At 63.3% G+C, this 19794-nt stretch carries 13 protein-coding genes (1 of these 13 running past the window's edge); 6 read left to right on the plus strand and 7 right to left on the minus strand.

All coding sequences use genetic code 11. From position 1 onward, the window contains the following. The 4 genes from CD58_RS31470 to CD58_RS17430 form a co-directional block, all read left to right on the plus strand. Positions 1–3742, plus strand: the 3' end of a protein-coding gene (locus tag CD58_RS31470) for a non-ribosomal peptide synthetase (protein WP_049866965.1). 8813 nt of this gene lie to the left of the window's left edge; the window shows 3742 of its 12555 coding nt (coding positions 8814–12555); its start codon lies off the left edge, out of view; it ends in the stop codon at positions 3740–3742. Further along, on the plus strand, positions 3664–9000 hold the full coding sequence (locus tag CD58_RS29350) for a non-ribosomal peptide synthetase (RefSeq protein WP_235195327.1): 5337 nt from the start codon (positions 3664–3666) through the stop codon (positions 8998–9000). Before CD58_RS31470 ends, CD58_RS29350 begins: the two co-directional genes overlap by 79 nt. Then, positions 8990–10336, plus strand: a complete 1347-nt coding sequence (locus tag CD58_RS17425) for an MFS transporter (protein ID WP_025214281.1) — start codon at positions 8990–8992, stop codon at positions 10334–10336. Before CD58_RS29350 ends, CD58_RS17425 begins: the two co-directional genes overlap by 11 nt. Positions 10337–10539: 203 nt before the next feature. Further along, positions 10540–11349: an isocitrate lyase/PEP mutase family protein gene (locus CD58_RS17430; protein WP_025214282.1), complete on the plus strand. Its 810-nt coding sequence runs from the start codon at positions 10540–10542 to the stop codon at positions 11347–11349. Between the two features lie 211 nt (positions 11350–11560). On the opposite strand, the gene CD58_RS17435 is transcribed toward CD58_RS17430, so the two are convergent. Together CD58_RS17435 and CD58_RS17440 are read right to left on the minus strand one after the other, a co-directional pair. Next, positions 11561–12016 carry a hypothetical protein gene (locus CD58_RS17435; protein ID WP_038436678.1) on the minus strand — a complete coding sequence of 152 codons (456 nt, stop codon included), beginning with the start codon at positions 12014–12016 and terminating at the stop codon, positions 11561–11563. Between the two features lie 373 nt (positions 12017–12389). Continuing rightward, positions 12390–13145 carry an SDR family oxidoreductase gene (locus CD58_RS17440; RefSeq protein WP_025214284.1) on the minus strand — a complete coding sequence of 252 codons (756 nt, stop codon included), beginning with the start codon at positions 13143–13145 and terminating at the stop codon, positions 12390–12392. Between the two features lie 99 nt (positions 13146–13244). Between CD58_RS17440 and CD58_RS17445 the strand changes: the two genes are divergently transcribed. Then, positions 13245–14153, plus strand: a complete 909-nt coding sequence (locus tag CD58_RS17445) for an AraC family transcriptional regulator (RefSeq protein ID WP_025214285.1) — start codon at positions 13245–13247, stop codon at positions 14151–14153. A gap of 52 nt (positions 14154–14205) precedes the next feature. Here CD58_RS17445 and CD58_RS17450 read toward each other — a convergent pair whose 3' ends face one another. Then, positions 14206–15099, minus strand: a complete 894-nt coding sequence (locus tag CD58_RS17450) for a LysR family transcriptional regulator (RefSeq protein WP_025214286.1) — start codon at positions 15097–15099, stop codon at positions 14206–14208. 121 nt (positions 15100–15220) lie between these two features. Between CD58_RS17450 and CD58_RS17455 the strand changes: the two genes are divergently transcribed. Further along, on the plus strand, positions 15221–15664 hold the full coding sequence (locus tag CD58_RS17455) for a GFA family protein (protein ID WP_025214287.1): 444 nt from the start codon (positions 15221–15223) through the stop codon (positions 15662–15664). 122 nt (positions 15665–15786) lie between these two features. Here CD58_RS17455 and CD58_RS17460 read toward each other — a convergent pair whose 3' ends face one another. From CD58_RS17460 to CD58_RS17475, 4 genes are all read right to left on the minus strand, one after another. Further along, on the minus strand, positions 15787–16254 hold the full coding sequence (locus CD58_RS17460) for a hypothetical protein (RefSeq protein WP_025214288.1): 468 nt from the start codon (positions 16252–16254) through the stop codon (positions 15787–15789). A gap of 134 nt (positions 16255–16388) precedes the next feature. Next, positions 16389–17171: a DUF4253 domain-containing protein gene (locus CD58_RS17465; protein ID WP_038436679.1), complete on the minus strand. Its 783-nt coding sequence runs from the start codon at positions 17169–17171 to the stop codon at positions 16389–16391. Positions 17172–17455: 284 nt separating this feature from the next. Next, a complete protein-coding gene (gene hpaI, locus CD58_RS17470) occupies positions 17456–18256 on the minus strand; it encodes a 4-hydroxy-2-oxoheptanedioate aldolase (protein WP_025214290.1) in 801 nt (266 codons plus the stop codon). A 34-nt stretch (positions 18257–18290) separates the two neighbouring features. Then, positions 18291–19772 carry an NAD-dependent succinate-semialdehyde dehydrogenase gene (locus CD58_RS17475; RefSeq protein ID WP_025214291.1) on the minus strand — a complete coding sequence of 494 codons (1482 nt, stop codon included), beginning with the start codon at positions 19770–19772 and terminating at the stop codon, positions 18291–18293. Positions 19773–19794: the final 22 nt, after the last annotated feature.

The raw sequence follows: 19794 nt of genomic DNA on the forward strand, positions 1-19794 counted from the left end.
CGAGGCGCTGCCCCGGACCCTGGTGCAGCGTCTGTTCGAGCAGAGCCGCGTGCGTCAGGTCAACAACCTCTATGGCCCGACCGAGACCACGGTCTATTCGACCTGGGCTGCGATGGACCGCGAAGTCGGCTTCGTTCCGCACATCGGCCAGCCCATCGACAACACCCAGGTGCACGTCCTCGATGACGCCATGCAGCGGTTGCCCGTGGGCGTACCGGGCGAGCTGTACATCGGCGGTGCTGGCGTTGGACGCGGCTACCACCGGCGGCCCGACCTGACCCGTGAACGCTTCCTCGCCGACCCCTTCAGCGACCAGCCCGGGGCGCGGCTGTACCGCACCGGCGACCTGGGCTTCTGGGACGTCCACGGCCAGCTCCACTACCTGGGGCGTAATGACTTCCAGGTCAAAATCCGCGGCTTCCGCATCGAACTGGGGGAGATCGAAAGCGCCCTGTTGGCGCTGCCGCAAGTGGCCATGGCGGTAGTCCTGGCGGTCCCGCGCAATGGCCGCGAGCCGGCGCTGGTGGCTTACGCCGTGGCCAGTCCTGGCCACGGACCGTTGGCGCCGGCGGCCCTGCGCGATGCCCTGGCGAACCGGCTGCCAGGCTATATGGTGCCGGCGGTCATCATGCCGCTGGACGCCCTGCCGCTGACACCCAACGGCAAACTCGACCGCGGCGCCCTGCCACTCCCCGGCGAGGAGGCCTGGAGCAGCCAGGCCTACGAAGCTCCGCGGAGTGAGCAGGAAACCCTCATGGCCGCTATCTGGCGCGACCTGCTGGGGGTCGCCCGGGTCGGCCGGCACGACAATTTCTTCGAATTGGGCGGCCATTCACTGTTGGCGGTGCAATGGGTCTCGCGGGTGCGCCAGCGCCTGGGCCTGGAATTGCCCCTGGCGACCCTGTACGCGAACCCGACCGTTGCAGCCCTGGCCCCGCTGATGGCGGGCGCGGCGCGCTCTGCCCTGACGGCGATCGCGGTATTGCCGGACACTGCCGAACGGCCGCTGTCGTTCGCCCAACAGCGGCTGTGGTTCATCAGCCGCCTGGACGCCCAGGCGAGCGCCGCCTACCACATCAGCGGCGCCCTGGCCCTGGATGGCGAACTCGACGAAGCCGCCTTGGACCAGGCCCTGACCCGGATCGTCGAGCGCCATGCGGTGCTGCGCACCCGGTTCGTTGAACAGGACGGTGAAGTCCGGCAGGTCATCGAGCCAGAGCCGCGCTGGGGATCCTCGCGCCTGACCCTGGAAGCCAACGACGACGCCGGCTTGCGGGCGGCCCTGGCCAGCGAAGCGGCGCAGCCGTTCAACCTGAGCGAAGGGCCCTTGCTGCGGGCTCTACTGGTGCGACTGCAGGACCAGCGTCATGTACTGCACCTGACGTTGCACCACATCATCGCCGACGGCTGGTCCATCGGTGTGCTGGTGGACGAACTGTCGGCCCTCTACAAGGCCTTTCGCCGGGGCACCCCGGACCCGCTGCCGGCCCTGGCGATCCAGTACGCCGACTATGCCGCCTGGCAACGCCAGTGGCTGGCCGGCGAGCGCGGTGCCGAACAGCTGGCCTACTGGCTCGCGCACCTGCGCGACGCACCAGCACGCATCGACCTGCCCAGCGACCGGCCGCGGCCGCCGCGCCAGGATTTCAGTGGCGCGCGCCTGGCGGTCGCCCTCGATGAATCCACCAGCGCCGCGCTCAAGGAACTGGGCCGGCGCCACGGCACCTCGCTGTACATGACCCTGTTGGCCGCCTGGGCCGTGGTGGTCGGGCGCCTGGCCGGCCAGGAGCAGGTGGTGATCGGGACCCCCGTGGCCAACCGCACCCGCGCTGAAGTCGAGCCTCTGATCGGCTTTTTCGTCAACACCCAGGCGCTGTGCGTCGACCTGCGCGGGGAACCGGACGTTGGCCAATTGCTGGCCCAGGTTCGCGAGCACGCCTTGGGGGCCCAGGCGCACCAGGACGTGCCGTTCGAGCACGTGGTGGAAGCGCTCAATCCGCCGCGCACCTTGGCCCACAGCCCAGTGTTCCAACTCATGTTCGCTTGGCAGAACGCGCCGCGCGGATCCTTGGACCTTGATGGCCTGAGCCTGACCAGTGTCGTCGGCGAGCAGATCACCGCGCCGTTCGATCTGTCCCTGGAGCTGTACGAGGCCGATGGACGCATCATCGGAGGACTGAACTACGCCACCGCGTTATTCGATCCCGTCAGTGTGCAACGGCATTGGGACTACCTGACCAATGTGCTGCGCCAACTCTGCCTGGACGACCGCCAGCCGGTGGCGCGGCTGTCGCTGGTGGACGACCGGGAGCGCGAGCGCCTGTGGCACCAGCTCAATCCGCTCCCGACGCCGTTCTCAGAAGCAGGCTGGGTCCATCGGCCGTTCGAACGCCAAGCACGGCAGCAACCCGAGGCCCTTGCCGTGGAGCTGCATGGACGCGGTTTGAGCTATGGCGAACTCGATCGCCAGGCCAACCAGCTCGCCGCGCAGTTGTTGGAACTGGGCGCAGGCCCGGGCCAACGGATCGCCATCCACCTGCCCCGCAGCCTGGAAATGATTTTGGCCCTGTTGGCCACGCTCAAGACCGGCGCGGCCTACGTGCCCCTGGATCCCAGCCAGCCCATCGCCCGCCGGCAGGCTATCGTCGACGATTGCCAACCCTGCCTGCTGCTCTGGGATGCCCAGCGCCTCGAAGCCCTAAGGCTCGGCGAGCGCTGCCCCGCGCTGTCGGTTCGCCTGGCGGCCACCGTGGGTCCGGCGTCCGTCCTGCCGGAACTGGCGCCGCCGCGGCCGGATGACCTGGCCTACGTCATGTACACCTCCGGCTCCACCGGAACGCCCAAGGGCGTCGCCATGGGTCACCTGGCCTTGGGCAACCTGTTGGCCTGGCAGGCCGCCCAGGCGCTGCCCGGTCCGGCGCGGACCCTGCAATTCGCCGCGCTGGGCTTCGACGTGGCGTTCCAAGAGATCTTCTCCACCTTGGGCAGCGGGGGCACCCTGGTGCTGCTGGACGAGACCCAGCGCCTGGACCTCGCCGGCCTGCCACAATGGCTGGCGCAGACGCGGATCGAGCGGCTGTTCCTGCCCTACATCGCCCTGGCGACCCTGGCCGACAGTTGGGCCGAGGCGCCACTGGCGTTGCCGATGCTGCGGGACGTGATCGTCGCCGGCGAGGCGCTGCGCATCAACGGCGCCCTGCGCGCGCTGTTCGAGGCTCATCCCCAGGCCCGCCTGCACAACCACTATGGCCCCACCGAAACCCACGTGGTTTGCACCCACACCCTGTCCGGTGATCCTGCGCTCTGGCCGGACTTGCCGGTGATCGGCCGGCCGATCGCCAATACCCAGGTGTGCCTGTTGGACGGCACCGGCCAATGGGTGCCCCAGGGCGCGGCCGGCGAACTGCATGTCGCTGGCGTGGCCCTGGCCCAGGGTTACCTGAACCGGGCGCAGCTGACCGCCGAGCGCTTCATCGAGCACCCTTTCGACACCCCCCCGGCGCACGGCTGTACAAGACCGGCGACCTCGCACGCTGGACCGCCGAGGGTACCCTGCAGTACCTGGGGCGCAACGATTCCCAGGTCAAGATCCGCGGTTACCGGGTCGAACTGGCCGAAGTGGAAAGTCGCCTCGATCAGTTGCCCGGCCTGCGCGAATCGGTGGTGGTTGTTCTGCCGGGCGACAGCGGTCAGGCGCGTTTGGTGGCCTATTACAGCGCCAGCGAGACTCTCTCGCCGCTGACCCTGCGTAGCCAACTGAGCGAGCGCCTGCCCGAATACATGCTGCCCAGTGCCTTCGTGCAACTGCCGGCACTGCCGATCACTGCCAACGGCAAGGTCGACCGTCAGCGCTTGCCGGCCCCCTCCGCCGATGCGTTCGCCCAGGGTCAATACAGCGCGCCCCAAGGCGAACTGGAAACCACCCTGGCAGCGATCTGGAGCGAATTGCTCGGGGTCGAGGCAGTGGGTCGTGACGATGACTTTTTCGCCCTGGGTGGGCACTCGTTGCTGGCGTTGCGCTTGCTGGCCAAGGTGCGCCATCGACTGGACCTGGAAATGCCGCTCTCGGCGGTCTTCGCCCAGCCGCGCCTGCACGCGCTCGCCTCCGCCCTGGGCAACGCCGGACGCAGTCGGCTTGGCCCGCTGCTGGCCAGTGACCGCAGTCAGCCACTGCCGCTGTCGTTCGCTCAGCAGAACCTCTGGCTGATCCAGCAGCTCAATCCGGATTCCACCGCGGCCTTCAACATGCCTGCGGGCCTGCGTTTGCGCGGGCACTTGGATATCGAAGCGCTGCGCCGGTCGCTGGACCGCATCGTGGCGCGGCATGAAAGCCTGCGTACCCGCTTCGTCAGTGTGGGGGGACAGGCGCGCCAAGTGATCGATTTGCCCCGAGCGCTGGCCCTGACAACCCTGGACCTGAGCGCCTCTGGCGCGACGGACTGGCAATCGATCTGCGCCGAGGAAGCCGCTCGGCCGTTCGACCTCACGCGCCAATGGCCGATCCGCGCCAGCCTGCTGCGTCTGGACCACGACGACCACGTCGTCCTCGTCACGCTGCACCACCTGGTCTCGGACGGCTGGTCCATGGGCATCCTCACCGACGAGTTCTCCCGCCTGTATCAAGCGTTCAGCCAGGGGCGGGTCGATCCACTGCCGGCCCTGGATCGCCAATACGGTGATTACAGCCTCTGGCAGCGCGATTGGTTGCAAGGCGACGAACTGCAACGCCAGCGCGCCTACTGGACCCGCCATTTGCAGGACGCACCGACCTGCGTGACCCTGCCCACCGACCGGCCGCGGCCAGCACGGCTGGACTACGCCGGCGCCAGCCTGCCGGTGCACATCGACGCTGAGCTGACCCACGGCCTCAAGGCCCTCGGCCAGCGCCACGGCACCACGCTGTACATGACCGTGCTGACGGCCTGGGCGGTGGTGGTCAGCCGGTTCTCGGGCCAGGACCGGGTGGTCATCGGCTCGCCGGTGGCCAACCGCAACCGGGTCGAACTGGAGCCGCTGATCGGTTTCTTCGTGAACTTCCAGGCGCTGTGCATCGAAGTGGACGACGCCCCGGCGGTGGACACCCTCCTGGCCCGGGTCAAGGACCTGGCGCTGGCCGCCCAGGAACACCAGGACCTGCCGTTCGAACAGGTCATCGAGGCGCTCAATCCGCCACGTTCCCAAGCCTACAATGCCGTGTTCCAACTGATGCTGGCCTGGCAGAACGCTCCGACGGGCGAACTGGACCTGGGCAATGGCTTGCATCTGGAAAGCGTCGGTGCGCCGGTGACCACGGCCAAGTTCGATCTGGCGCTGGATGTGCACGAGGTGGACGGCGTGATCGAAGGCGGCTTCAACTACGCCACCGCGTTGTTTGACGCCGATACCGTGGCTCGCCACTGGCAGGCGCTGCTCTCGGTGCTACGGGCGATGGTCGCGGACGACCGTCAATCGGTGGCCGACATCGACCTGCTCAGCCAAACCGAACGCGAGCAACTGCTCCATGGTTTCAACCCCGCCGTGGCGCTCCCAGCGACCACTGGGGAGCGTCTGCACCAACGTTTCGAGGCCCAGGCGGCTCGTCGCCCGGATGCCGTTGCGGTGGAGTACGGTGAACAACGGCTCAATTATCGAGCGCTCAACGAGCGCGCCAATCGCCTGGCCCATCGCTTGCGTGGGCTGGGGGTCGGCGCGGACAGCCGCGTGGCAATCCATGTCGAACGCAGCCTCGACATGCCCATGGCCATTCTCGCGACCCTCAAGGCCGGCGGCGCTTATGTGCCGCTGGACCCGGTCTACCCGGCCCAGCGCCTGAACTTCATGCTGGACGACAGCCAGCCGCGGGTGCTGTTGACCCTGGCTGATCTGCCGGTTGAACTGCACCTGCCGGCCGGTTGCGAAGTCCTTTCCCTGGACCCGGATCGCGGCGGCTGGCGCGACCTGCCCTGCACCGATCCGGCAGCCGATCCGCACGCCAGCGACCGCGACCTGGCCTACATCATCTATACCTCCGGCTCGACCGGCATGCCTAAGGGCGTGATGGTCGAGCACCGCTCGGTGTTGCGGCTGTTCAGCGCCACCGATGCCTGGTTCGGCTTCGATGAGCGAGACGTCTGGACGCTGTTTCACTCCTACGCCTTCGACTTCTCGGTCTGGGAGCTCTGGGGCGCGCTGCTGCATGGCGGCCGGCTGGTGGTGGTGCCTTACCTGACCTCGCGCAGCCCCGAAGACTTCTACCGGCTGCTGGTGGAGACCGGCGTCACCGTACTCAACCAGACGCCAAGCGCCTTCTACGCCTGGATGAAGCAGACCCGCGCCGAACCCCATCGCCTGCGCTGCATCATCTTCGGCGGCGAGGCCCTCGATGGCGCGGCGCTACGGCCTTGGTTCGAACGTCCGGACAGCCAGGGCACGCAGTTGGTGAACATGTACGGCATCACCGAGACTACGGTGCATGTGACCTACCAGCCCATCGATGCCGCCCACTGCCACGCCGGGCTAGCCCCCATCGGCCGGCCGATCCCCGACCTGCGGGTCTATCTGCTCGATGAGCGGGGCGAACTGGTGCCCCGCGGCGTGGTGGGCGAACTGCATGTCGCCGGGCCGGGCCTGGCCCGCGGCTATCTCAACCGTCCAGCGCTGGACGCCGAGCGATTCCTGCCGGCGCGTTTTGCCGGTGGCGAGGGCGAACGCCTCTACAGAACCGGCGACCTGGCGCGTTGGAGCAGCGACGGCACCCTGTACTACCTGGGACGCAACGACCAGCAGGTCAAGGTGCGCGGCTTCCGCATCGAGTTGGGGGAAATCGAAGCACGCCTCACGGCGCTGGACGACGTGCGTTCGGCACTGGTCCTGGCACGCCAGGACGAACCCGGTGATCCGCGGCTGGTCGCCTATCTGCTCGCCGAACCGGGCCGCCAGCTGGAGCCAGCGTCGCTACGGTTGGCACTGGCCGAACAGTTGCCAGCACACATGGTGCCCGGCGCCTATGTGCAACTGGAACGATGGCCGTTGACCGCCAACGGCAAGCTCGACCGCGGCGCCTTGCCGGCGCCTGACCGGCAAGCCCTGCAACAGCGCCCCTACGCTGCGCCCCAAGGCGCCACGGAAAGCTTGCTGGCACAACTCTGGGCACGGTTGCTGGGGGTCGAGCAGGTGGGTCGCGAGGACAATTTCTTTGCCCTCGGCGGGCATTCGCTGCTGCTGGTGCAAATGCTCGACGCCCTGCGCGAACAAGGCCTGGGCGTGTCCGTGGGCGACTTGTTCAACGCTGCGGACCTGGCGGCACTGGCTCGTGAAGTGCTGCCCCTGGATGCCCAGGACGTCGACCAGCAGGCCCTACTGTGTATCCGCGCCGGCACGGGCCAACGGGCCCCGCTGTTCTTCATCCACGAAGGCACCGGCGAGGCGCTGCCCTACGCTCGCCTCGCCCGCTACCTGGACCCGGCACTGGGGATATACGCGGTGCAAGCCGCCGCCGAACTGGAGCAAGGCATCTGCAACGAGGCCCTCGCCAGCCGCTACATCGCGCTGCTGCGCAAGGTCCAACCCGAGGGCCCATACCGGCTCGCCGGCTGGTCGGCGGGCGGCCTGCTGGCCTATGAAATGGCCCGCCAACTGCGAGGCGAGGATTGTCCGGTGGCGTTCGTTGGCCTGATCGACAGCAGCCAGCCGGGCGCACTGCGCGCCGCGCCGGTGACCCTGGACTTAGACGATGACGCACTGCGCCAGCAACTGCTCGCTTATCTGATGCAGCAGTGGCGCAATGGGGCCGACCAGGAACCGGGCGACGCCTGGCACGCTGGCCTCGACCTCGATGCGCTGATCACCACGGCCCAGGAACGCGGCTGGCTGCCCGGCGGCTTTGACCGCCAGGCACTGGACCGTCGCGCCCGCCTCAACCTGACCCTGCGCAACGCCATGGTCCGCTATCGGCCGGCGCCCCTGGGCCTGCCGGTGCACTTGTTCAGCGCCACTTCGCCTGTGTCGGGGTTGTCCAGCCCGAACGGGATTGGGGCCGACTGGCAGGATCTGCTGGGCAACGATCTGGTGGAGCAACGCATCGAGGGGGATCACTGGTCGATCATGCGTGACCCCGAGCCGCTGCGACACCTGGCCCAAGCGCTGGAGCAGGCCTTGAGCCAGGCCGAACGGGATGTCGACGAACCGCGCGGCGGCCGTAGCGGCTTTGTCTTGCAGACCGGCGCGGCGCAGGCGCCTTGCCTGTTCATGATCCCCGGTGCCGGGGCCAACGTCGCCAGCTTCGTGCCGCTGATCCAGCAGCTGGATGTGCGCTTGAACGTGGTCGGCCTGCAGGCCCGCGGCTCCGACGGGCGCTGCGAGCCCCACGGGACGGTGCAGGCGGCCGCCAGCGCCTATGTGAAGGAGATCCGCAGACAGCAGCCGGATGGCCCGTATTACCTGCTCGGCCATTCGTTCGGCGGCTGGCTGGCGTTCGAAGTGGCCCGTCAGCTGCTGGCCGAGGGCGCGTTGGTGGCGCCGGTGTTGCTGCTCGACAGCCGCGCGCCCGGCCCGCGTCTGGCCAGCGACGCGCGCCACGCCCTGGCCCGTTACGTCGGCTTGCTGGAGATGGATGCCGGGCGCGACCTGGGCCTGGACATCGACCGCCTCGCCAGCCTCGAAGTCGACGAGCAATGCGCTCAACTGCTGGCGAGCATGCAAGCGGTCGGGCTGATGCCGGCGCAGGCCCGGGCCGATGCGTTGCGCGGGCCGCTGCGGGTGTTCCAGGCCAACCTGGCGACGCAGTACCAGCCAACACCGCCCTACCCCGGGCCCGTGGTGCTGGTCGAGGCTGGCCAGCACAGCGCCGAACCGGACGACCCGGCGCGACGCTGGGAGGCATTCGTCCCCAACTGCAGGCGGCAAGTGCTCGAGGATTGCAATCATTTGTCGATTCTCAAGTCCCGCGCGGCGCCGGCCCTCGCCGGTTTGCTGCGGCACCATTGGCCCGCGATCGAGGCGCTGCCGAACCATGACGATTGAACCTTCGCTACGCCCCTGGCTGTGGGCCTGGGGCGCCCAGGTCGCGTCCACCCTGGGCTCGGCCCTGGCGGCGTTCAGCCTGGGGATCTGGTTGCTGCAGCAACACGGCAGCGTCACCGACTACGCCTGGGTCATCGCCCTGTCAGCCTTGCCCGGACTGGTGCTGGCGCCGCTGGCCGGGTGGCTGGTGGACCGCTGTGAAGCGCGTGCATTACTGTTGGGCGTGGAAGCTTGTAGCGGCGCGGCGGCGCTGGCGCTCTGGTGGCTGTTCGAATCCAACGCCCTGGACCACTGGCAGGTGTACGCCTTCGCCGCAGTGAACTCCAGCACCCTGGTGGTAAGCATGCTGGTGTGTCAGGCGGCCATCCCGCGACTTCTGCGCAGCCCCCAGGCGATCGGCCGGGCCAATGGCCTGATGCAAATGATGGTGGGCTTGCCACAGCTGATCGCCCCTACCCTGGCGGCGCTGCTGCTGGGTAGCGTCGGGGTCGCGGGGGTGCTGTTGCTGGACCTTGGCGCCGTGCTGTTTTGCGCCACCGTCCTTGTCTGGATCGGCCTGTTCGTCAGCGCCGTGCGCGGCACCGGCCAGGGCCGCATCGACGTCAAGGGCGGATCGTCAGTGGTCCTGACAGTGCTGCGTGGGCGTCCGGCGTTGTGGGCGTTGCTGGCCTACCTCGGGCTGGAGCACTTGATGCTCGGCCTCGCCTCGGCGCTGTTGTCACCACTGGTGCTGGAACGCCACTCGGTGCTGGTGCTGGGCACATTGATGACCTGCGGCGGCCTGGGCATGCTCGGTGGCTCGCTGTGGGTGGTGGCTCGGCCGCCGGTGCGGCTGATCCGCACTGTATTGCTGGCCGACCTGCTGCTCGGTGCCGCCGTCCTGACCATCGGCGCCAGCGCTTCGCCGGTGGTGCTGTATGTGGCCGCGTTCGTCGCGTTCGGCTGTTTTTCCCTGAGCACCAGCAGCGACCAAAGTTTCTGGCAACGCAGCCTGCCCGCCGACGCCCTCGGCCGGGTCTTGTCGGCCCGGCAGATGGTTTGCCTGCTGGCAATGCCCATTGGCGCCCTGGGCGCCGGCGCATTGGCCGACGGCTGGGCGATCACATTGATGAGCACAGCCGGAGAGTGGCAAGCCAGGCTGGCGCCGCTGTTGGGAACGGGCAAGGTGGGCGGCCTGAGCCTGCTGTTTGCCGCGGCTGGCCTGTTGTATGTGCTGCTGGCCAGCCTGGGGTTGGCCTTCGGCCCCTTGCGGCGCCTGCAGCCAGGGTTGCCGTTATCCGGCGCGAAGCTCGACCAAGGACCTGGGGCAAGCGGCGCGACAGAGCCGACTGCTTAGAGCCCATTAAAAAGTCAGCAGCCGCAGCACTTCATGGCGCTGCGCTCGGCGCAATAATGGGTGGCTAGGGTGATGATGAAACTCGGAACTGCCCGGCGGAATGCGTGGAATTGAGCTTATCGAGCAACGTACATTGCACAACCGGCCCCTAACACGTCGCCCCTCGCCATAAAAAGCATAACTTTCAAAGGAATTGGATTGTCATGACCACACTGGATAACGCTTTTCACAATCTGCATCAAAACGGACTGCTGGTCTTGGCCAATGTGGCCGATGCGGGCGGTGCGCGTATCGTCGAACGCTTGGGCGGCAAGGCTGTAGCGACCAGCAGCGCGGCCATGGCCTGGTCCCATGGTTATCAGGATGGCAACAAGCTGCCTCTCGACCTGCTGAGCACCACCGTCAAATCGATGGTACGAGTGCTCAACGTACCGCTCACGGTGGATATCGAAGGTGGCTACTCGGATGACCTGGAGCGGGTCAGTCAGGTGATTGACGCCGTCATCGCCGCTGGGGCGGTCGGGATCAACATCGAAGACGGCCTGGGCTCTCCAGAGCTGCTTGTCCGCAAGCTCGACGTCGCGAGAAAGGTGGCGAACCAGGCGGGCGTCAAGCTGTTCATCAACGTACGGACCGACGTCTACCTGAAAAACCTGTTCCCCGCCGAACAACGCCTGGAGGAACTCCTGAAGCGAACTGCACTGTATGCCAGCGCCGGCGCGGACGGCCTGTTTGCCGCTGGTGTGGTCGATTCAAACGAAATTGCCACCCTCTGCCAGGAGACCAAACTGCCAGTCAACCTGCTGTCCCGGGACGGACTGCCCTCCCCTGAAGAATTGAAGCGTCTGGGCGTTAGACGACTCAGTGCGGGTTCCAGCATCGCCGAGTTCCTGCACGGTGCCATGGGAGCATTGGTCCGCAGTTTCTTGGACAACGGCCAACTCGACACCCAAACCTTGAAAGCCTATACATACGGCGAATTGAACGCTTTGATGGCGGCGAAAACCGAGTAATACCGATCCACGAACGAAGCTTGTCCGACCTCGGCGCCTTGATGACACAAAAAGCCAATCATCTGCAGGCTGTGTGAAAACCTACCGGTTGAAGAAAATGCCCGTACCGCAAGATACGAGCATTTTTCTTATGCGCTATATCCAAGGTGAAAATCGCTTCCAGAGCCCTCTGTTTCCAGTATCGCTGGACGAACTTATTGCCGACCACCACTTACCGTACCTGGTACAGCACAGCAGCCCCTGGCTTGGGTTCGAAAGCCGGCACAGTGCGCTGCTCGAGTGGCGTACCCTTGGCATCCCAAACCAAGGTGTCCGAGGGGTACTCGTCCTTGCGGGTCATGGCGTCGATCTGCTTGGCGATCACCTCCGAGCTTGCAGGCACTTCGGGGTTCCATTCGAATACGCCAACTCTACCGTAGAACACAGCCGGCGCGTCGACATCGAGGCGCCGGTCGGGACACATGACTAGGCCGCGATCAAGCATAACCCGCAACGCGCCGACAGGCACCGCCTTCACCGTGGGCGTGGTGCGCTCGGTGCTGTGGCCCGGGCAAACATTGGCCGAGCGAGTAACCATGTCCTCGACCACTTGACGATCGGATTGGGCCTGCGCCGAAAAGGCAACGGCAGACAGGGTGAGCACTACAAGATTTGACTTCCAGGACACGCGAAACCTCCTATGGAAAACCTACTCCAACGTTGCGGACCGTCCCCATGTAACCCATGTAACCCATGTAACCACAGTCCGTTGCCAGGGGGGCACACTTGAAGACAACCACGACGTTAATCTGTTCCACTTGCCGATACACCCCATGGTGATCACTTTGGAACAGCTGGGGCCTTACGAAATCATTGTGGTCAGATCCCTCACGGAAAGCCGCCGACTTTCAACATTTTGAGAGGTACTGATCGAACGACGATGCGCCCACAAAACGACGACGCACTCCCATATAGGTACTCGGGCGCCTTCGCGGGCAATCGCTCCTAGAGTCGATGGGCAACGGATACAAGTTCAATAACGAGTTTCATCAATCACCCATTTATGCAGAGGTGCTTTGCTCACTTTCCAGAGCAACGGCGTCAGCGCCAGCAACAATGCGCATTGGCGAGACCGGGTCATTCGCTGCACGCCATATCGCTTCAACGACGTCTTGTGCCTCAGTGACTACGGTTGATAGCGACCACTCTGCAAACACCTGCTGCGCCAGATCGGAGTAAGCCTCTGGGATGCTGCCTTGCATCCGTGGTTGTGCATTCTTACCGAAGTCGGTCGAGGGTGCGCGCCCCGGAAGCACCAGCCTCATCCGAACATTAAACGGCTCAAGCTCAAGCGCAAGAGACTCGGTGAACGCATTCACCGCAGCCTTGCTTGCTGTGTAGATGCTGAGCAGCGGTAACGACTTTATCGTTACGCTTGAGGTGACGTTGACGACAACCCCGGATCTACGCTGCCGAAACTGCGGTAGCACCGCCTGGATCATCGCCATGGTGCCAAAGGTGTTGGTCTCGAAAATGCTACGAATCGCTTCCATCGAGATGCCTTCGAGGGCGCCGAGCAAACCGATACCGGCATTGTTGACCAGCACATCGATGGGGCCGGCGGCCTCTATTACCTGTTGGATACTGCTCGGATCAGTGACGTCCAGGGCAAGCACGCGCAGATGCTCGGATGCTTCAAAGAGCCTTTCGTTTGGGCTCCGCATCGTCGCGATAACCTTCCAGTTGTGCTCGAGAAAATATCGGGCGGAGGCCAGACCAAAGCCAGAGGAACAGCCAGTAATCAGCACAGTTTTCATGGGTGTTTCCGTTGAATGATTGACAGGATTACAACGATAGGCTGTCGTACCCGGACTTAATATCATCGCCAGTCCGCTAATCTTTCGCAGGAGTCCGAGATGTTCGATCCGCTCGCGGAGGTAGTCACCCTGCTGCAACCGGGTGCCTCATTTTCCAAGGTCGTCAGTGGTGCCGGAGCCTGGCGTATTCGCCGCTCGGTGTACGGTCAGCCCTTTTACTGCGCGATTCTTGAAGGTGGATGTCGGTTTTCAGTAGCCGGGAATCCGACGATAAGCTTGAAGACCGGCGACTTCGTGCTGGTCCCGGCCGCCTATGATTTCACGATGATGAGTCTTCAGCCGATGGCAGTCGAAGACACCGATACCGTGCCCGTCGAGGTACGGCCCCGTGACATTCGTATCGGCACACCCGACGTCGCGGCTGATGTTCAATTACTGGTAGGTCACTGCACCTTCGGCTCGCCGGATGCTGCGTTACTGGTAGCGCTGCTGCCCCAGCTGATACACGTTCGCGGCGAACGCCGGCTGGCAGTGCTGGTGGAACTGGTTACCGAGGAAGCGCGCGGGCAGCGCCCAGCGCGAGATGTCATCCTGGCACACCTGCTTGAAGTGCTGTTCATCGAAGCCCTGCGTTCCACCGCGACCGAAGCCGCACCGGCCGGCCTGCTGCGCGGACTCGGCGACGAGCGTCTAGCTATGGCGATACGCCGAATTCACGAGTTTCCGAGCCAGCCATGGACAGTGGTGCAGCTAGCCAGAGAAGCCGCCCTCTCGCGCTCCACCTTCTTCGAACGCTTCAAACAAGCAGTGGGCATGGCGCCAATGAAGTATTTGCTGACGTGGCGAATGGCGCTGGCCAAAAATCTGCTACGTACTCAAGACGACAGCATTGCTGAAATCGCGCAACGGGTCGGTTATAGCTCCGTGAGCGCCTTCAGCGTGGCATTTACACGCTATACGGGGTTTACACCGGGACGTTATTCACGGGAAGTAATCGCTACTCCATGATTCCCATACAACTGGCCAACTGGGTCAACGCTGCATCGGCCCCAACATCATTTTAAGCGCCGGCTAAAAAACGTGACAACGATTGCGAGAGCGCGTCAAACACCAGCGAAACACGCCGCACCCGCTTCAGGTCGTGGTGCATCGCGATCCAGATGTCAACCGGGAAGTCCACTTGCTCGGGCAGCACGCGCACCAGATCATGACGGCGCGCCAGTTGGCTTGAGCACACGCCGATCCCCAGTCCGGCCCGCAGTGCTGCGAACTGGGCCAGGTGATCGTCGCTGCGAAAGACCACCTGTTCCCCGCTACAAAGAAAACCCTGCTGTGCCAAGAACGCCTGCTCAGTCAAATTGCGGTCCGGACCGATGATAGGGTATTCGCTCAGTTCATCTGCGCATCGAGGCCGACCTCGGTGCTCGAGCAACCCCGCCGTCGCATACAGGCCCACGCGCAGGTCACCCACATGGCGAGTGATGATGGAGGCCTCCACGGGGCGACGAATGCGTACGGCCACATCCGCTTCCTGCAATGCCAGATCTTCCAGGCGATTCGATACGCTCAGTTCGAGCGCCAATTGGGGCTGAGCAGCGCGGATCTCGCGCAGCATCGAAGGCAGTACCTCCACGGCCAGCAACTGATTGCTGGTGACCCGTACAATTCCGCCAGACACATTGGCCTGCGCGGACGCCGCGCGGGCAAACGCTTCGGCGGCCAATGCCATCGATTGAACATGACCAGTCAACTCTCGGGCGTTGTCCGTGGGCATCAATCCCGCTGGCGAACGGACGAACAGGCTCGTTCCCACGCTACGTTCCAGCGCGTCGATACGTCGTCTGGCGGTGGCCTGAGCGATACCCAGCGCTCGTGCGGCTGCGGACAAGCTTCCCGTTCGAAGAACGGCCAGGAAAACACGCTGGGTTTCCCATTGAAGTTGCGGGAGGTGCATACATTTCCTATGTGCCGGTAGAAAGGTTTGATCAATTTTACTCAAGCCAAATCTTGTGCATGCTTTACCGAAGTGATGCGCTGCTTCAAGCGCCCAGTTGTTCAAATACGAGACTTTGCTTATGAAACTTGCCGGTGGTTGCCGTTGCGGCGCCGTATCGTATCGTTCAATCAGCGACCTGCAGGTCGCCATCTATGCTTGTCATTGCCAGTCTTGCCAGACCTGGAGCGGCAGCAGCTTCGCGCTGCATGCCATGCTCCCCGATAACGCGTTTATCCTGGAAGGCCCGACCCTCGAATATACCTATGAAGACCAAAGGCAAGTCGCGCGTCACTGTCTCTGCGCGACTTGCCATACGCGCATCTATAACACCACTTCGGTCGCGCCTGGTTTCTGGATTCTGCGCGCAGGCACGCTCGACGACAGCGCATCCTTGAGCCCCGTTGCGCACATCTGGGTCAAGCACAAACAGCCTTGGCTGAACCTGCCCGTCAACATCGCAACCTGGCCAGAAAGCCCCACGCCCGAGGCGTTCGCGGCAGCTTTGAACGCGGGGGATCGATGACTGAATTAAGGTATCCAGCCGCCTGAGCAAAATGATTCAGGTAAACGGGCATTTGCCGAAAGCGCGACCAACGCATTATCCAGGCTTGTTGCGGTGTCCGCTTCTGGCCGATAGCGGGCTTATCAAGCCCTGCCCATTTCCTCGTACCAGGCATCAACGAGCTGGCTCCGCTCGCTCCACACCAAGCGCGCCACTTCTTGAATGATGTCGGCGAGCGACTCAACGTCCACACCAGTGGCCTCCAGACAAGCCAACCGACCTCTCGACCAATCGATAACGCTGCACTGAGGATATCTTTCAAGCAGCGCCGCCAGCACTTGCTGCGGATCCTCATTAGCACCGTACATAAAGTCAAAGTACGGCGCCTCCGCCCCCTGAACCGGGTATAGCGACACCCAGCCATTGGCGGAACCGGCGAAGCACAGCGTGACATATCGGTACGCCCATTCAGATCCCCCCTGCTTGATGCTGCGAAGCACGGCCGCGAGCGGCTGGCTTTCGCAAAAACGGATGCATGCGGCTCTAGAGTCAGACTCCAAAGTCGCGTCGGGTTTGGCTGAATGCGCAGGCCTCTTATCTTCTCTCGTCATGATTCACCGCGTGCGCTCGCTTTGCGTAACGATATGAGCGTTTGGCACTTTTCCGCCACTTCCGGGGTAGCCTCGGCGAGCATGCGCTTGTTGTAGCGACGGCTGCATCGGGTCACCCTATGGTTCTAGGATTGTCACTCCACATAACGCAGCCAAAGATGAGTCCGACCCGAGACCGCCTGAGCGACTGCAAAAATGCGTGCTTGTAGTTTTTCAACGCTAGTGTTGTAGAGCGCGCAAAAGTCTTTCGCAACGAGATTGGCCAGAGATAGGTCAGGCGGCTCAGCACGAATGAAGCCGATGTAAGAGGCGCCTACGCCCATTAGCTCATAGCCATGCGCTTCTGAAAAATGACGCGCAACCGCAAAATTTTTCGCAGGATCTAAATCGCAAGTGAAATAGCCGTTGGGAAAAGCAGCGAGTGCCTGGTAAGACTCCTGAACGGGTACCAAAAGCGCTGACATGGGCTGGTCGATTATCGATACAGGTTTTTCCTGATAATCAATCCACTCCTGCAGGGCCTGCTCATCAAGCGTCAAACCATGAGCACAAGCCTCTTCGAAAGACGTAGCTGCTACCAGGTTCGTGAAATTGCGAAGGCAGATTGCGAACTCCGCTTTCGTGGTCGGATATCCTATATATTCACCGTTCTCAAAACATTCTTGAGGCAGCCCCGCGATGTCCTCCTCGGTGGCGTCATCCATCCCTAAATTACTGCGAGCATGGCCCGACGTGTACCGAGCTTGGTGCAGATCATCGAGCGAGAACAGAGGTTTAAGGCCTGGGTGCGACTCAGCAATCTTACGGCGAGCCTCGGTCAGATCGTCAAAGCTGGTAATCCCGCTCACACCGTACTCATCGCATGTACCTACAGACGGGTTTTCACGCATGCCATTACCGCGAAATTCGATATCCATAAAGCGTGGCTTGCTCCATGTTGTTACTGAATTGAGTGGGTAATCCCAAGCGCTCCAAGATCATCATAGGAAGGTCCGCTTCCAAGCTACAACAGGACCAGTAGCATGCGACGCACACTGCATGTGGCCATTGCCAATCCCCGCCGCAAGTTCAATCAAAGCGCCGCCACCTCGATGTCCGACATGCACCCTCATACCGGATTCAGCGTCCTGCCCTCTGTGCTGTTGCGATCCTGGGTATTGGCCAGGGTAATCAGGCTTTCAGGCCACTATCGTAATCGTAGTCAGTAGGGTGAAGCACCGCTGGCGGGGGATGCCGATAAGGCGCCGAGACCGAAGTCGTTTGCCAATCCGCGGGTCGCCCGTGCCAGCAGGGTTAGATCCAGCCCCACTGCGACGAAGCTGGCGCCCAGTTCGAGATAGTGCCGAGCGAGTTTGGCATCGCCTGTCAGCGTGCCAGCAGCTTTGCCACTGGCAACAATGGTGCGTATGGCTTTCTCTATCGCTTGCTGTACTTCAGGGTGCTCAGGATGCCCACGATGCCCCATTGAGGCAGCTAGATCAGCCGGCCCGATGAAAATGCCATGTACGCCGTCGACGGCGCAGATGGCTTCAAGGTTCTCGAGTGCAACCCTGGATTCAGCCTGCACCAACAAGCATACATCGTCATTGGCTGTCTCCAGGTAGTCCGTGTGGCCTCCCCAACGCGAAGCACGCGCTGCCGCGGCACCAACGCCTCTTGTCCCTTGCGGTGGGTATTGGGTCGCGGCCGCTAGAGCGATGGCTTGCTCGGCGGTATCGACCATGGGCACTAGCAACGTTTGAACGCCAATGTCGAGCATCTGTTTGATCATCGCCGGATTGCCATCGACCGTGCGGGCCACGGGATGGGTCGGGTAAGGCGCAACGGCCTGCAACTGTGCAAGTGTGCTACGCACATCGTTTGGCGCGTGCTCACCGTCGATCAGCACCCACTGGAAGCCCGCTGTGGCGCAAATTTCGGCGCTGTAGGCATTGGCAAGTGAAAGCCAGAGGCCGATGACCTTATCGCCTCGCGACAGCGCGGTCTTGAACGGATTTCCCATGATTGCCTGTACTCCTTTGTCGTATTTGTCGGAACTAGTTCAGGCCGCCCTGACACAGGTATTTGATGTGCATGTAGTCCTCGAGGCCGTAGCGTGAACCCTCACGGCCATATCCCGACTCTTTGACACCCCCAAATGGAGCGGCCTCTGCGGCGAGAGCACCTTCGTTGATGCCCACGATGCCCGACTCCAGCGCCTCAGCTACGCGCCAGACGCGTTTGACGTCCTGGGTGTAAAAGTACGCCGCCAACCCGAATGGCGTGTCGTTGGCCAGTTCGATCACTTGCGCTTCAGTCGTGAAGCGGAAAATGGGTGCCACGGGGCCGAATGTTTCTTCATTGCAGAGCTCCATCTGCGAGGTCGCATTGATCAACACTGTCGGCGCGTAGTAGTTCGGACCGTCTGCGACAGCGTCGCGGATACGTCGACCGCCGGTGGCAATTTCTGCGCCTTTTGAAACAGCGTCATCCACGTGGCGGGCGATCTTGTCGATGGCGCGCGCGTTGATCATCGGACCAATCTGAGAATCGCTGTGGGAGGCTGGCCCAACCTTCAGCGCGCTGACCCTTGCCACCAGCTTTTGAACGAATTGATCGTGAACCGCGCTCTGCACATAGATCCGATTGGGGCACACGCAGGTCTGACCGCCATTACGAAATTTGGAGACCATGAGGCCGTCCACGGCAGCGTCGAGGTCCGCATCGTCAAAAACAATGAAGGGGGCATTACCGCCCAGTTCGAGCGAGCATTTTTTCAAGGTGTCGGCTGACATCCGCGCCAAGTGTTTGCCCACTGGCGTCGACCCTGTAAAGGTGATTTTGCGCACCCGTGAATCAGCCAGCCAAGCGTTTACCACTTCAGGTGTACGCTCCCGCGAAGCGGTGACGATGTTCAGTGTTCCTGCCGGAAAGCCTGCTTCCTCAGCCAGACGCACGAGCGCAAGAGACGTCAGTGGCGTGTCTTCGGCAGGCTTGCAGACGACGGTACAACCGGCCGCCAGTGCCGGCGCGATCTTGCGGGCAATCATCGCCGCCGGAAAATTCCAGGGGGTGATCGCTGCGACCACGCCAACGGGCTCCTTGATTGCAGTCATGCGGCGACCCGAAACCGGCGCCGGGATCACATCGCCATACGAGCGCGTCGCTTCCTCGGCAAACCACTCAACATAGCTGGCGGCGTAGACCGCTTCGCCCCGCCCTTCTGCCAGCGGCTTTCCCTGCTCCAGCGATATGAGTCTGCCCAGGTCTTCCTGGTGCTCCAGAATCAGATCGTTCCAGCGCTTGATCAATTGCGCGCGCTGCTTGGCAGGGGTGCTTCGCCAAGCGGCAAAAGCCGAATGAGCGGCATCGACGGCTTCACGGGCGTCAATGGCGTTGCTGTCGGGCACTTGGGCGATATAGCTGTCGTCGGCCGGGTTGGTGACGACCAGCAGCGCCTCCGGATCTCTGGTGCACCAATGGCCGCCAATGAAATTCTGCGTTCGAATCAGGTCAGTGCGGGTCAGTTTCAAGTTCATGTCGAGGTTCCTTAAATGTGTG

The organism is Pseudomonas brassicacearum (assembly GCF_000585995.1).
GTDB lineage: Bacteria > Pseudomonadota > Gammaproteobacteria > Pseudomonadales > Pseudomonadaceae > Aquipseudomonas > Aquipseudomonas brassicacearum_A.

What these genes read in the sequence shown, in the direction of transcription:
- CD58_RS17425 (WP_025214281.1), top strand. Translation starts at nt 8,990, where the DNA reads ATGACGATTGAACCTTCGCTACGCCCCTGGCTGTGGGCCTGGGGCGCC.
- CD58_RS17430 (WP_025214282.1), top strand. Translation starts at nt 10,540, where the DNA reads ATGACCACACTGGATAACGCTTTTCACAATCTGCATCAAAACGGACTG.
- CD58_RS17440 (WP_025214284.1), bottom strand. Translation starts at nt 13,145, where the DNA reads ATGAAAACTGTGCTGATTACTGGCTGTTCCTCTGGCTTTGGTCTGGCC.
- CD58_RS17445 (WP_025214285.1), top strand. Translation starts at nt 13,245, where the DNA reads ATGTTCGATCCGCTCGCGGAGGTAGTCACCCTGCTGCAACCGGGTGCC.
- CD58_RS17450 (WP_025214286.1), bottom strand. Translation starts at nt 15,099, where the DNA reads ATGCACCTCCCGCAACTTCAATGGGAAACCCAGCGTGTTTTCCTGGCC.
- CD58_RS17455 (WP_025214287.1), top strand. Translation starts at nt 15,221, where the DNA reads ATGAAACTTGCCGGTGGTTGCCGTTGCGGCGCCGTATCGTATCGTTCA.
- CD58_RS17460 (WP_025214288.1), bottom strand. Translation starts at nt 16,254, where the DNA reads ATGACGAGAGAAGATAAGAGGCCTGCGCATTCAGCCAAACCCGACGCG.
- CD58_RS17465 (WP_038436679.1), bottom strand. Translation starts at nt 17,171, where the DNA reads ATGGATATCGAATTTCGCGGTAATGGCATGCGTGAAAACCCGTCTGTA.
- hpaI (WP_025214290.1), bottom strand. Translation starts at nt 18,256, where the DNA reads ATGGGAAATCCGTTCAAGACCGCGCTGTCGCGAGGCGATAAGGTCATC.
- CD58_RS17475 (WP_025214291.1), bottom strand. Translation starts at nt 19,772, where the DNA reads ATGAACTTGAAACTGACCCGCACTGACCTGATTCGAACGCAGAATTTC.